Source organism: Candidatus Marithrix sp. Canyon 246, assembly GCF_001723685.1.
Classification (GTDB): Bacteria; Pseudomonadota; Gammaproteobacteria; order Beggiatoales; family Beggiatoaceae; genus Marithrix.
Window position 1 is genome coordinate 70070 of sequence record NZ_MCBX01000004.1, and the last position, 14586, is coordinate 84655.

14 protein-coding genes are annotated in these 14586 nt (G+C 32.4%); 4 read left to right on the forward strand and 10 right to left on the reverse strand.

The window, feature by feature from the left end:
• The 7 genes from BHU68_RS03995 to BHU68_RS04020 all read right to left on the reverse strand — a co-directional run bounded on the left by BHU68_RS03995 (position 1) and on the right by BHU68_RS04020 (position 5679).
• Positions 1–1083, reverse strand: a complete 1083-nt coding sequence (locus BHU68_RS03995; protein WP_069470472.1) for a DUF4401 domain-containing protein — start codon at positions 1081–1083, stop codon at positions 1–3.
• Positions 1083–2090: a DUF2157 domain-containing protein gene (locus BHU68_RS04000; RefSeq protein ID WP_069470471.1), complete on the reverse strand. Its 1008-nt coding sequence runs from the start codon at positions 2088–2090 to the stop codon at positions 1083–1085. Before BHU68_RS04000 ends, BHU68_RS03995 begins: the two co-directional genes overlap by 1 nt.
• A 48-nt stretch (positions 2091–2138) precedes the next feature.
• Positions 2139–2321 carry a DUF6079 family protein gene (locus BHU68_RS18250; protein WP_445082167.1) on the reverse strand — a complete coding sequence of 61 codons (183 nt, stop codon included), beginning with the start codon at positions 2319–2321 and terminating at the stop codon, positions 2139–2141.
• A 192-nt stretch (positions 2322–2513) separates the two neighbouring features.
• Positions 2514–2804 (reverse strand): hypothetical protein, encoded by a 291-nt coding sequence (locus BHU68_RS04005; RefSeq protein ID WP_069470470.1) that lies wholly within the window; start codon positions 2802–2804, stop codon positions 2514–2516.
• 172 nt (positions 2805–2976) lie between these two features.
• Positions 2977–3702 (reverse strand): phosphocholine cytidylyltransferase family protein, encoded by a 726-nt coding sequence (locus BHU68_RS04010; RefSeq protein WP_069470469.1) that lies wholly within the window; start codon positions 3700–3702, stop codon positions 2977–2979.
• 1 nt (position 3703) lies between these two features.
• Entirely contained in the window at positions 3704–4501 is a 798-nt protein-coding gene (locus tag BHU68_RS04015) for a CDP-alcohol phosphatidyltransferase family protein (protein WP_069470468.1), read from the reverse strand.
• 14 nt (positions 4502–4515) lie between these two features.
• Complete coding sequence (locus BHU68_RS04020; protein WP_069470467.1) at positions 4516–5679, reverse strand: pyridoxal-phosphate-dependent aminotransferase family protein; 1164 nt, start codon at positions 5677–5679, stop codon at positions 4516–4518.
• Positions 5680–5813: 134 nt separating this feature from the next.
• Here BHU68_RS04020 and BHU68_RS04025 point away from each other — a divergent pair, with 134 nt between their 5' ends.
• On the forward strand, positions 5814–7220 hold the full coding sequence (locus tag BHU68_RS04025; RefSeq protein ID WP_083234937.1) for an ATP-dependent DNA helicase: 1407 nt from the start codon (positions 5814–5816) through the stop codon (positions 7218–7220).
• Here BHU68_RS04025 and BHU68_RS04030 read toward each other — a convergent pair.
• Complete coding sequence (locus BHU68_RS04030) at positions 7186–8799, reverse strand: CTP synthase (protein ID WP_069470466.1); 1614 nt, start codon at positions 8797–8799, stop codon at positions 7186–7188. The two genes, BHU68_RS04025 and BHU68_RS04030, sit on opposite strands and share 35 nt — an antisense overlap.
• Before the next feature lie 55 nt (positions 8800–8854).
• Here BHU68_RS04030 and BHU68_RS17990 point away from each other — a divergent pair, with 55 nt between their 5' ends.
• The gene (locus BHU68_RS17990) at positions 8855–8977 is read left to right on the forward strand and encodes a hypothetical protein (RefSeq protein ID WP_256359143.1); all 123 of its coding nucleotides are present in this window, start codon (positions 8855–8857) and stop codon (positions 8975–8977) included.
• Positions 8978–9006: 29 nt separating this feature from the next.
• Here BHU68_RS17990 and BHU68_RS04040 read toward each other — a convergent pair whose 3' ends face one another.
• Both BHU68_RS04040 and BHU68_RS04045 read right to left on the reverse strand, forming a co-directional pair.
• Positions 9007–9669, reverse strand: a complete 663-nt coding sequence (locus tag BHU68_RS04040) for a SanA/YdcF family protein (RefSeq protein WP_069470464.1) — start codon at positions 9667–9669, stop codon at positions 9007–9009.
• A gap of 24 nt (positions 9670–9693) precedes the next feature.
• The gene (locus BHU68_RS04045) at positions 9694–11829 is read right to left on the reverse strand and encodes an ATP-binding protein (protein WP_069470463.1); all 2136 of its coding nucleotides are present in this window, start codon (positions 11827–11829) and stop codon (positions 9694–9696) included.
• Between the two features lie 145 nt (positions 11830–11974).
• On the opposite strand from BHU68_RS04045, the gene BHU68_RS04050 reads away from it, so the two are divergent.
• Both BHU68_RS04050 and BHU68_RS04055 read left to right on the forward strand, forming a co-directional pair.
• Entirely contained in the window at positions 11975–12550 is a 576-nt protein-coding gene (locus BHU68_RS04050; RefSeq protein ID WP_069470462.1) for a YfiR family protein, read from the forward strand.
• Positions 12534–14465, forward strand: a complete 1932-nt coding sequence (locus tag BHU68_RS04055) for a TonB-dependent receptor plug domain-containing protein (protein WP_069470461.1) — start codon at positions 12534–12536, stop codon at positions 14463–14465. Before BHU68_RS04050 ends, BHU68_RS04055 begins: the two co-directional genes overlap by 17 nt.
• Positions 14466–14586: the final 121 nt, after the last annotated feature.

Sequence of the window (14586 nt, forward strand, 5' to 3'; positions counted from 1 at the left end):
TTATTGTCCTCCTTCTGATAGTGGAAAAACCCATTTCAATATAAAACGTAGCCCTAGCAAAACTAAGCCTGCGCTCATTAAGCTAATAGATTTCATTAGTAATGTTATGTCTAAGTAATAGTAGTAAGATATCAAAAATATGTTTAGAAAAAATATTGCTAATCCAATTAAAACGCGATTGCCTCGTTGAAATCCCAATATAAGCACGATAATAGAAGCTATTATGCCGGGACTTTGATAGAGCAATAATCCAACTAATAGGGTGCCAGCAAAGATAATATAAGTTTTCATAGAGAATGTGATATTGTTGCTGCGCAGAATATAATATTCTAAAGCTAGTAGTAATACTGTTAAACTAAAGCTTGAATACCACCAAGTCACTGGTGAAATCAACTGACTATTTGGTAAAATGGATGATGGGACTAATATAATCTGCAAGGCTATTATAAAAGCGTAAGCCAAAGGTTGATGCAAGCTCGCCATAACTTTATCTGTTAAGTGGCTCGCCTCTGCTATCCAGTACCAAATTGCACCTATTGCTATCAAGAAAATCAAGATATGAATTCCTAGGTAAAGTTTTAAATCATAGATTAGTACTAAGACTGCCGCTGTGGCTATTAAGACAGAGAGAAAACGAAGAATATGATCTGAATAAATTTTAATCAGTAGCATTTCCATAAATAATATGGCTAAACATACTGTTACCACATTTTTGCTCTCACCAGCAATACCAACAATCAACATAACTTGTCCGGTTAAATTTAAAGCTAAAGCTAATTGATCTAAGAATAAAATGTGACCTTTTGAATTATGTAAGATAACGGTGCCAATTAGCAATATTAATCCGACGATTATTGCCGATATTGGTTCTTCAACCAAATGGCTGAGAGCAATAAAAGCTAGAAATGGTATAACAGATAGCCAAGCACTGACTGCTATCAAGGCACTAACAAACCAAGGTGTTGATGCTTGTTCCAAGGATACATTCAAAGTTTTGGCTATTTCTGCTGGAGCTTCGTTTGGTAATTGCTTTTGTGCTATTAAATCGTCAATCACGGCGGCTAGTGTTAGTTGTTTACTCATTATGATGCCTCCTTCTGCCAAGTTTGAGCAACATGTTGCAGCCAATTGGTTGCTAAACTAGCTTGTCCAATAATTAGTAGAGCTAAAATTAGCATATTTAATACATTATCAAATGGCAACAATTGATATGCTAAGCTTGTAAGGACTATCAATAATCCTAATAGGCAAACTGCTAATAATAATAAATCCTGCCGCTGGTAACGGTAATACCATAAAGCTAAAGCGGTAGTTGCTACATATAAGCCGACTACCAACATTAATAATAAATCGTTTTGCCAGTACTTACTTACAATTGCATATAAGGTGGGTATTATCAGGACAATTAAAACAATGCTGAAGATAATTACGCCTAACCAGTGTCCACGCAACCAAGATATGTTGCGTAATTGAATATTTTCCCAAACTAGCATTGCGGTTCCGTTGACTATAAATAGCAATAAAAACAATTGACTACATATTCCGTCGCAAGACTGATTAATTACTTGTTTATAGTAGAGAATGAGACTTAGATTGAGTAGCACTAGCAATAATAACCATAGAGGCGCAAAGCGACCAAGCAATACCCAAGGGATAATCAAAATAGCCCAAGTCATAAATAAGCTAAAAGCATCTGCACCAGTTTGATAGGCTTGACCATAAACAGCTAATAATGCGCCCAATAATACGGTTGTTGCTAGTAAAGCAACTTTAGCTTCGAGCAGTTCAATTCCTCGCCAACTAGCAAAAATAGCTAGTATCAATATACTCGTTTGAAGTAATCCGAATTTGCTAAAATAACTCAAATCTGCCCAATTATAGGCGAAGAAAAAAATTATCCCTACTACTACTAAAATAGTACCTAGCAGTAATAAAAGATTGTCAATAATTTTTCGCCATGCTTTAGCATCGGGAATAATTTTAATTTTACGTAAACTATATTCAAGTGCATAGCTGGTTAATTGATTTGCTCGCGCTAAGCTGTAAAGATGATTCGAGCTAATCGGAATTTCTAGTGGATTTTTTTGCATAAGATTGTTTGCTTTTGGATTCTAATTATCAAAGATATCTATTATACCTCAAAAATTGCCCAGCAATAGTTTTAGTTGCCTTTTTACATCATTCACAAAAACTAACTTTACTAGGCGTATAATTTGCATGAAAATAACATAACTTGCTACTAATTGCTTGACTTGATTGGCGGCTTGTAACTGAATGACTGATTCTATGGAATTGAATTGGAATAAGTTCTTGTATTGTATTTTTCAGTTTTTGATATATTCAATACAATTTATATTGAGAAACTATAGAAGGTACTTAAAAATGATTATTAAAGTGATGTATTTATTTGATTCAAAAATTTGTAAATCAAAATAACGGGGCTAAGCGACGTTAAATTGCCTATTATCACCGATCCTACAAGGCTCCCTAATAAGGCAAATCAGTAAGTAAGATTACCCCTTAATCATCAGATATATTGAATAGATAGGAATTACAGACAGACTAAATAAAAGGAATAAAAGTGTCCATGTGCCGGGTAGCTCAGAATTATTAAATGCTTCTAAAACTATGTATAAGAATGCAAAAATATTTACAACAAAAATGAACAAGCCTTTTCCACGACGACTTTTTCTCTTTTTGATTGTTTCTTGCTTAGGAGCTTCAGTTTGATTTGTTAAATAGTGTCGTAACCATATGCCAGCCAGAGTGAAAAAACCAGCTATAAGGGCTGCCAAGATTTCCATGTTTCACCTTTTTTAGATAAATAAATTTTATGTGTACTATTCTTAATAGTAACATAGTTGATTTATTTATTCAATAGACTAAAGAAAGTGAACAAAACATCCTCATAACTTTTCTGCAAGATCGTTGGCTACGCGAAACCAATGTCATCAATCATCGGCTTGCCTGAATATACTAAAACGAAAATATTTTCTCTGCTGTGAGAAAATCATCCTTTGTATCAATTTCTATCCATTTAAACCCTGAAATATCTAAAGCATAAAAAGCTAGGTTTTTTTCAATTAATCTTTCATAGGCAGCTTCATAATATTCTTGATGATTTTGTTCATCTTGCATCATTATTTGTAATTCTGTAAACAATAACTTTGCTGTTTCACTATCAATTTTTTCAATTCCTATTGATTCACCAATCGCATCTTTAGGGTTCACGCTTTTACTGGCTTTAAGTACCCGGTTTTTATCATCAATAATTACCTTAATTTCTTCAGCATCAAGATTAATATCTTTGTCAAAGCATAAACAATTTGCATATTCGGATTCAATCAGCTTTTTAAGTATTTGTTTATCAAATACCACATCCGCATCAAACTTTACAAAACCTGAACTACCGATCAAATCCTTGGTTAACATTAAAGAAAAACCAGTATTTGTCTCAGCGTATTTATCATTTATAACAAAATGGGCATTTAAATCTGGAAATTTGCTTTTAACATGATCTTTTATCTGCTCTTCTAAATATCCAAGAACAAAAATAATTTCATTGATTCCACAATCCTGAATATGAGATATCATCATCTCCAGAATAGTCTTGCCTCCAACTTTTAACAGACTTTTTGGACAATTATTTGTTAATGGTCTAATTCTGGAACCAACTCCAGCGGCTAATATTATTGCTTTCATTTTATTTTCTCATTGGATCAAGAAGTTTTTCTTTTGCCTTGTGAGTCTGATATCCTCGTTCAAATAATCTCCAACAAGCTATTAAAACCTGACTAACAGCTAAAATCCACAACACCAAGATCATTTGATTAAATATTGCTCCTATGCTGGTAAAAATCACAAATTCCGCTTCATCAACCCAAAATATACTCCGATTTTTGAGCCAAAATAATTTGATTTTGCCTAAAAAGCTGGTTGAAAGTTTTTCGTATTCTCTTTGCTTGATTATATATAATTCTTGTTTTCTTTCTTTTGCTTTAACTAAATATTGAGAATCTTGATTAAATTGACTAAAAATTGTCTCAAGTTTAATGTAATATCTTAAATTAAAGAAAAAACAAGCGGTAAAACCAAGGAAGATATAGATAACATTATTAGTTGTAATATAAGCACTATAGGCAAGACAAATTGTAATTATATATATTTTTAAGACATCAACCACTTTATCAAGATAATTACCAATATCAGAAGATAATTTTTTAGTTCGTGCTAACTGCCCATCAAGGCAATCTCCTATATAGGCTATAGGCAAAAGAATTGCTGTATAAAATAGGTGATATGGAACATCAATAAAGATAAATAAACAACCCAATACATACAAGAAAAAAGAAAACAAAGTAACCCTATTTGGTGTAATCCACTCAAATCTTGAAACGAATGGCAAAATCATATTTGCTATTTTGGGCATAAATAAATCTGCCCAATTACTAAAGTAAGGTGGTTCAATAATTATTTTTGCTGTAGGTTTTGTATCACTCATTATATGACTTCCATTTAGTTTTGGCAATCCATTAACTGGCTATTTAAATTCTCTTTTTTGATTGAAACAATTGTTTTTGTTTCCGTATGATTGAAACTCTGCAAAACTTCTCGCTGGGTATCTAAAAAAAACTGGATGTCATCAAAAGATAACTCACCAATATTACCTACCTGAAACACTCGGTTTTTAAAACAACCTTTTCCTTCATAGATAATAATAGATTTATTACGTAACTTTTGACGGAAAATATTCACATTAATGTGAGAAGGTATATAAACAGTGGTTAAGACTGAACACATTTTTGTCTGATCAATCACAAATTTAAGACCTAAATTCAACATACCTTGTCTTAAAATATTTGCTTTACGTCTAATGTTAGCATAGCGATTAGAAACCCCTTCATTTAGGATATTGATCAATGCTTGTTCCAGAGCAAAAAACAGGTGAATCGCAGGTGTATTTGGTGTCTGTGAAAGAGTTTTGATAAACTCATAAAATTTGTATAAATTCAGATAAGTGGTTTTAATTGGAAGATTTTTTAATTTTTCAAATTCTTCTGTTTTTCCGACCACGAAAGATAATCCTGAATAAGAACCAATAGCTTTTGAACTCGAACTTGAACAAAATGCGATGTTACATTTTTCCATATCAATAACTTCTGCGCCAGCACTACTCACACAGTCCACAATAAACATAGCACCATTTGCTTTTGCTAATGCGCCAATTTTTTCCAAAGGATTCAACATTCCCGAACTGGTCTCATGATGAACCATAGCCACGATGTCAATTTGATGTTTTTGAAGATAAGCTTCTATTTTTTCCAAATCCAAGCTTTCTGCCCAAGCAAATTCCAGCAGAAAGGTATTTTTATTATGAATCTTAGAAATGTTGAATAGCCGCTCGCCAAACTCACCATTGGATAAAATCAGAATATTTTTATTCCCAACCACTGAAGAAAGTATCGATTCATTCGCTGCCGTCCCCGAACCGGTAATGACTACAGCCCGATAATAGGCAATGGTCTTGATTTCAAATAGTTTCAGTAGTTTATTTTCAATACTTTGTAATAAACAGTCAAAATCTGTCTCTCTATGACAAATATCCTCTTTACAAATGGCCATTTGCACGTTTTTTGCTACATTTACTGGTCCCGGTGTAAATAGTAAATATTTTTCCATATATAAACTCCTACTAAAAAAAATTAACCTTCCTATGAGTTGGGGTGATATTTTCAATATAACAAGGTGTAAAAATATAGTTGAATTGCTAAGCTGTAGCGTTTTATGCTATATTTGATTGTTTTGAGAATTTAATGGATAATTTAGAAAAAAGATTTACTGAAATCATTAGCCGTCATGGTACTGCTATTTGTGAAAATTTTGATTATTTTAAATCTTTATTACGCTGCGAAACTAAGTCTGATCATGTTCCTAGTAAGTTAGAACTTACTAAAGAGTTTATGCAGGCTTATGATTTTATGGATAATGATGATCAATGTTTATTTATTACTGGCAAGGCAGGTACTGGTAAATCTACTTTGTTAGAATATTTTAAACTACATAATGACAAAAAATGGGTTATATTGGCACCTACTGGCATTGCTGCTCTTAATGTAGGTGGTGCTACTTTACATTCTTTTTTCAGATTGCCGCCTCGTGCTATCACTCCTGATGAAGTTAAAACTGTTGCAGCTCACCGACGTAAGATTTATAAATCTATTGATACTATTGTAATTGATGAAGTTTCAATGGTAAGGGCTGATATGATAGATGTTATTGATCGTTTTATGCGCTTAAATGGTAAAAATAAGCTTAAACCATTTGGTGGTGCGAAAATGATTTTTATTGGTGATTTATTTCAACTGCCTCCAGTGTTGTCTAAGAATGATGAATCATATTTATCTTCAAATGATTATAAAACTCCATTCTTTTTCAGTGCCAAAGTTTTTTCTGAAGTTAATATGGAATTTATAGAATTAACCAAGGTTTATCGGCAAAAAGAGCAGGATTTTATTCATTTACTCAATAGTATCCGTAATAATCAAGCCACTTCTAGCGATATTCAACAAATCAATCAGCGTTATCAGCCGCAATTTGAATCAGATCTCAATGATTATTATATAACTTTAACCACAACTAATAAAATTGCCAATGAAATCAATACGGCGCAATTAAAAAAATTGCCCGGTACCTTGTACCAATTTGAAGGTGAAGTTAAGAACAAATTTGAAAAAGGCAGTTTGCCGACTGATTTAATATTAGATCTGAAAGAAGGCGCACAAGTAATGTTTGTCAAAAACGATGCTGAAGATCGTTGGGTAAATGGAACCTTGGGCGTAATCAAGAAAATAAGCAATAATCATATTGAGGTTAAAGTTTCTGATCATCAAACTTATAATGTTAAACCGATAAAATGGCAAACTTTATCATATAAATTTGATGAAAACACTCAAAAAATGGAAACTGAAGTAATTGGTTCATTTACACAATATCCGCTGCGACTGGCATGGGGTATTACTATCCATAAAAGCCAAGGTAAACAATTTGATAAGGTGATTATTGATTTGGGTTGGGGAGCTTTTGCTCATGGGCAATTGTATGTTGCCCTGAGTCGTTGTAAAACTTTAGAGGGCTTAATACTCAAAAGCCGAGTGCGCCCTAAAGATGTGATTGTTGATAATAGAGTTATAGAGTTTGATTGTCAATTGCAGCCTGAATAAAACTCAAAAACAATGGATGCCCATCGCGAGGTGTGGAGGTAAATTCAGGATGAAATTGGCAGCCGATAAACCAAGGATGATCTTTATGTTCTATAACTTCTGCCAAGTTACCATCTGCTGACATTCCCGCAAACATTAAACCAGCTTCTTGTAATGGTTTCATGTAATTGTTATTAAATTCATAGCGATGGCGGTGGCGTTCACGGATTTGTGCTTTGCCATATATTTTGTAAGTCTTACTGTTGGTATCTAAGTTACAAAATTGTCCACCTAAACGCATAGTTCCACCCTTATCAGATTGTTCATTTCGCTGTTCGGTTTCACCAGTTTCTGTCATCCATTCAGCAATTAATGCTATTACTGGATTAGTCGTATTAGGATTAAATTCAGTACTATGCGCATCAATTAAGCCGATTGAACGGGCAAATTCTATCACCGCTACTTGCATTCCTAAGCATATTCCTAAATATGGAATTTTGTTTTGTCGTGCAAATCGCGCTGCACTAATTTTACCCTCAATACCGCGTTTACCAAAACCACCGGGCACTAATATCGCATCAACTTCTGCTAGAGCTGGTGTTTCAATTTGTTCTGAATCAAAATAAATTATTTCAACTTTTGTATGTAAATGTATTCCTGCATGAATTAAAGCTTCATTGATTGACTTGTAAGCATCGGTTAATTCGACATATTTTCCTACCATGCCAATTTTGACGCTACCTTTAGCTTGATCCATAGCCGCTAATACTGAATTCCATTCCGATAAATCAGCAGCCGCTGTATTTAATTTTAATTTATCACAAACTATTTGATCTAAGCCCTCCTTATGTAACAATAAAGGTACTCTATAAATAGAATCAGCATCAACTACTGGAATCACAGCTTCTTTATCAACACTAGTAAATAAAGCGATTTTATCGCGTTCACCACTAGGTATTTCACGACTAGAACGACACAATAAAATATCAGGCTGAATACCAATAGAACGTAATTCTTTAACTGAATGTTGAGTAGGCTTAGTTTTAAGTTCACCTACAGATGGAATATAAGGCAATAAGGTTAAATGGATATATAATGCACGTTCATGCCCCAACTCTCTACCAAGCTGACGAATAGCCTCTAAAAAAGGTAAAGATTCAATATCACCTACAGTTCCGCCAATTTCTATCATAGCGACATCATAACCATCAGCACTATTGACAATTGACTGCTTAATTTCATCAGTAATATGAGGGATAACCTGAACAGTGCCGCCTAAATAATCACCGCGCCGCTCCTTACGAATGACATTTTCATAAATACGCCCAGTAGTAAAATTATTATGTTGCGTCATTGTTGTACGCACAAAACGCTCATAATGCCCTAAATCCAAATCAGTTTCTGCACCATCATCAGTAACAAAAACTTCACCATGTTGAAATGGACTCATAGTGCCCGGATCAACATTAATATAAGGATCTAATTTAATTAGAGTCACTTTAAGCTGGCGTGCTTCAAGAATTGCCGCCAAAGAAGCGGATGAAATCCCTTTACCTAATGAAGATACAACTCCACCAGTAATAAAAATAAATCGTGTCATGAATAAAAAAATTGAATTTTGTTTAGAAAAAATTTGTCAACAAGGATGTTGTTGTGTGTATAAAGTTATCAAACAACTAGAAAATGGTCAAATCATTGATGACATTAAAGAATTTGATCTAGCTGAACGTGAGAAGATTTTGTTGGAATTGAAACAAATTATGAATTGTTATAACTGACAGGTTGTAAAAACCTGTCAGGTTTATGATTAATGATCAGGTATTTCAACCTTTTCACCTAAAAATTTAGGTTTGGTTTTTAAAATATATAAATCTAAAACCGCTTTAAAACGAGCGAAATATTCACGCAATACTACTTTTTTACCAGCACTAAATGAAAGGTCTCTAGCATTAAAACCAATCGCTTTAATTCCATAATAATCACTTATAAATATTGCTCTTTTATTATGAAAAGCTTGAGATACAATAATTATATTATCTTGTGAGAAAATTTCCTTACAACGCACAACGGAATCCAAGGTACGAAAACCGGCATAATCTAAGCTTATTGCCTCTTTAGGAATCCCTTGTGCCATCAAAGATTTTTGCATATCTACAGGTTCGTTGTGGTAAATAGTACGATTATCACCACTAGCTATGATATGTTTAATTTTGCCAGCTTTATACAGTTTCACTACTGCATCAATACGATACTTAAAATAACGATTAATACGACGATAGCGTAAACGTTTACTTGTACCTAAAACTAAAGCCACACGTTTAGCAGGAATAGCATTAACATCAGAATAAAGGCGATCTTTAGTTTGATATTCTATCCATAAGTTACTAGCAAGAATAATCATTGTTAATAGTATTAATAATAATAATAGCCATTTGATTACTGAAAATATTTTTTTAATCAGGAGGTTCATAACTAGAATTATAACGAAAAAAAATTATTTTTCTAGCATTTCTTGTGCTAAAAAACGTAAACCATTAATATCAAAGCCTTTTGCTAAATCGGTAATTTTCTTAGCCATTGGAGTCAGTTCTGAATCTAGTTGTTTAGCAAAATTTATAATCCCTTTTATATTACCAGATTTAGCTAAAGCGGTTAAAGTTGTGGCTTGTTCAGTTGACAACATTACTAGTGGCTGTTCTTCTGTAACTTCTATATTATTCTCTTGCAAGGTTTCATAAATCCATTCTACATTTAAAAATCGCTTTAGAACATCTAATAATTCCGATTCACGAATTGGCTTATCTAAAAATTCATTACAACCAACATCTAAACTTAATTGATGATGTTCTTCAAATACACTAGCAGAAGCTGCAATAATGGGAATGTCTTTCAATGCAGTTATCTTTCTAATTTCACGAGTTGCATCAAAACCATCCATTTCTGGCATTACTAAATCCATTAAGATTAAATCAGGTTGATGTTCAGCAGCTAATTTAACTCCCTCAATACCATCAACGGCAGTAATAATCTTGAAACTTAATGGTTCTAACAAATTTTGAAGTATCGCACGATTTTCCCAATTATCATCAACTACTAAAATTTGTAATGGAGTTTCAGAATTTTTATATCCAATTACCTGTGGTATATTAATTGACTTTGGTTCTTCAACCATAGTTGATATAATTGGTAACTCCAATTCTACCCAAAAAGTAGAACCTTGCCCTAATATACTATCAACATGTAATTTTCCACCCATCCTATCTATCAATTTTTTAGTAATAGATAAACCTAAACCAGTACCTTGCTCTTTAGAGTTTTTATCACCAGCCTGTTGAAATGGTAAAAAAATATTTTTTAATTCTTCTTTAGCGATTCCAATCCCTGAATCTATAATTTTAAATATAAATTTATTGTCATAAAATTCAACGCTAAAACTAACTTGCCCTTGTTTAGTAAATTTAATTGCATTACCTAAAAGGTTAATAACAATTTGTCGTAAACGTTTTTCATCCCCACTAACACCAATAGGAAGATTGTCAGAGAATTTGTAAATAAATTCAATATCCTTTTGCTGTGCCCGCATTTTGAATAATTCAGCTAAACTATTTAAAAAAGGTTTTAAATGAAATTCTGCGGGGAAAATTTCCAATTTACCTGCCTCAATTTTAGATAAATCTAAAATATCACTAATCAGTGTTAATAAATAATCCCCGCTGCGTTGAATAATGGATATACCGGTTTTTTGCTGTTCATTTAATGTTCTATCTTTAATTAAAATTTGTGCATAACCTAAAATACCATTTAAAGGGGTACGAAGTTCATGACTCATATTAGCCAAAAAAGCACTCTTTGCCTGATTAGCAGCCATAGCTTGATCACGCGCTTTTGCTAACTCTGTTTCATGATTTTTAATTTGAGCTAACATATCATTAAAGCTATCTACTAATTTACCTAACTCATCATTATTAATTTTTTTCGCAGATAAAGAATAATCTTTAAATTTTGATACTGCTTTCATAGTTGCTAACAAACTATCAATTGGAGCAGTAAGCACTGTTTGAAATTTAAAAGCTAAGATTAGAGCTAATAATAATGATAAAATTATAATGATAGTAATAATACTTCCAGCCCAAAATAGATGTTGATAAAAAGCTTCTAAATCTGATCTAATATATACAGTACCTACAAATTTTTGTTTGTTTGTATAAATTTTTCTAAAAATATCAACATAGTCTTGACTAAAATTAAAAATATAGTTATTTTTTATTGTCTGACGTTCTGTCAGAATTGGAACATTAGGTAATGACGTTTTATCGACATCTTGTTTAAAGTAAGTGACGAATAACTGATGTTTTTTATTGAATATTTTTGCAAACACAATATGCTTATTTGCTTTTAATGCTTGCATATTTTCTTCTACCGCAAAATTATCCTTAAACAGTAATCCCGCAGTGCTATTGATCCCTACTAATTCAGCAAGTACAAATACATCAGTCACCATATTACGACGAAAAGTCAATGTATCATTAGTAACAAAAGCTACTGAGGCTAAGAATAACACTATTCCACTAGTTAATAGAATTATTACTCTAAGTTTATTTTTAAGTGAACTATTATCAAAAATCCGCATTTGTATTTATTTATTATTAATCCCAATGAAATATTAATTCTTCAGTTATCGTACCAATTATAATTTTAAAATGGTATTCAATGTGCTAGTTAGATAATATGGCAAATGAAACATAACCTCACATTAACGAACTAAATATATAGACATGATCTACCATTTCATTTCATTTAAAGCTTTTCTACGATTAGCTATAACTGTCATTTTATTAACATTTCTAGTAAATACTAGTTACGCAAGACCAAATATTGCTTATGAATATCAACTTAAAGCAGTGTTTTTATATAACTTTGTGTATTTTGTTAGATGGCCACCTATTGCTTTTAGCAAAAAATATGCTAACTTTAATATTTGCGTTTTAGGCAAAGATCCTTTTGAGAAGGAACTGGATATGGCTGTAGAAAATGAAACAGTTGACAGACGTATTGTAAAAATTATACGTTTAAAAAATATTACCCATGCTAGTAGCTGTCAAATTTTATTTGTTAGCAAATCAGAACGAAACAATTTAAGGAAAATCTATGCTTATTTACAAAGATATCCAATTTTAACTGTAAGTGATATAAAAAATTTTGCTATAAAGGGCGGAATGGTTGAATTTTACAATGTAGGTAGGCGAGTGCGTTTTTATATTGCACCTAATAATGCCAAAGCGGTTGGATTAAAAATTAGTGCTAATTTATTATATATTGCGAAACTTGTAGGTTATGAAAAAAATTACTAGTTTATTATTATTGCTTGTCATGTCTTGTTATGCAAGTGATGAAAATCGTATGACTATTCATGATTTAAAGAAATTGTCTTTAACTGAATTAATGGAAGTGGAAATTTTTAATCCTAGCGGCAGTTTGGCAGCGCGAAAGGTACAAAAGTTAAGCGAAACACCAGCAGCTTTATTTGTTTTGACTCAAGAAGATATTCGTCGTGCTGGCATTACTAGTATTCCAGAAGCATTAAGAATGGTGCCGGGCTTACAAGTGGCAAGAATGGATTCTAGTCAATGGGCTATTAGTGCCAGAGGTTTAAATGAGCAATTTGCTAGTAAATTACTGGTTATGATAGATGGACGTACAGTTTATAGCCCTTTGCGTTCTCAAGTTAATTGGGATGTTCAAGGAACTTTAATGGAAGATATTGATCGTATTGAAGTTATTAGAGGTCCGGGGGCTTCTTTATGGGGCGCAAATGCTGTTAATGGAGTTATCAATATTATCACTAAATCAGCTAAAGATACACAAGGCACTTTAATTACTAGTACTTTTGCTAAAGGTGAAGAGAAAAATATTCTAGGAATACGACATGGCGGTAAATTAGGTGAAGATGGTCATTATCGTGTCTATGGTAAATTTTATGAGCATGATAGTGTTGTTAATGATAATTGGCAAATGAAACGTGCTGGTTTTGACATCGATTGGGATTCATTTAGTTTGCAGGGTGGGATTTATGATGGATTTATGAAATTAAATTCTGCTAGTTTTACAAATCCAAATGAACCAATAAATGCTACAACTACAGTCAGTGGTTTACATTTATTAAGTCGTTGGCAACACGGCAACATGATTTTACAATCCTATTTTAATAGGATGAAACGTAATGGAACTTATTGGGATTCAACTCATAATATCTATGATATAGATTTTCAACATAGTTCACAACTGAGTGATAAGCATGAATTTATCTGGGGTTTGGGCTTTCGTTATACTGATAGTTTAATTGATGGTTCACAGCTTATAACTTATATTCCTAATCATAGAAAAGATAACTTATTTAGTGCTTTTGTTCAAAGTGAATTTAGTCTGACAGAAGATTTACGCTTGATATTAGGTTCAAAATTTGAACATAATGATTATACTGGTTTTGAAGTTCAACCAACAATACGTATGTTGTGGAATATCAATGAGAAACATAGTATGTGGGCTGCTGTATCACGGGCTGTGCGAACTCCAGCTCGTGTTGATGAGGATTTACAAATTAACGTAATTATACCTAATAGCCCACAGATATTAATTAGAGGTAATCCTGAAGTTAATTCTGAAGAATTAATAGCTTATGAACTAGGTTATCGTTTTAATCCCACACCTAATTTGTTAGTTGATGCTAGTATCTTTTATAATGATTATGATCAACTTCGCTCGACAGAAACTAGCTTTCAGCCGTTTCCAGTACCAATGATTTTGAATAAACTTGACAATCAAATGTTTGGTTCTACTTACGGCTTAGAATTAGCTAGTCATTGGCAAGTAACAGAAACTTGGAAATTAATTGGTAGTTATAGCTATTTATATACTGATTTAGATGTCAGAGCTAATAGTAACTATACTGGTTTTAAATTATTAGAACATAATTCACCAACAAATCAAGCTGGTTTACGTTCATTATGGAATATGACAGATAATTTAGAATTAGATGCTGCTTTATATTATGTTGATGAGGTTGAATCTCAAAAGTTACCACAATACACTCGTTTTGATTTACGTTTAGGATGGCAGGCTAGCAAAAATCTAGCTATAAGTTTAGGCGGGCGTAATTTATTGGATAGTCAGCATAGTGAATTCGGTGGTTTTGCAAATAGTAGCAATTTACTTTATACCAATGAAATACCACGATCATTTTATTTACAATTGCAATATAGGCATTAAATACAGAGCATTATGTGGAAAACAATTAGATATAATTTACTTACTGGATTACTCATATTACCCGTAATGTCTTGTTATGCAAGTGAAGAAGATCTGATTATTATTAATAAGTTAAAGAAAA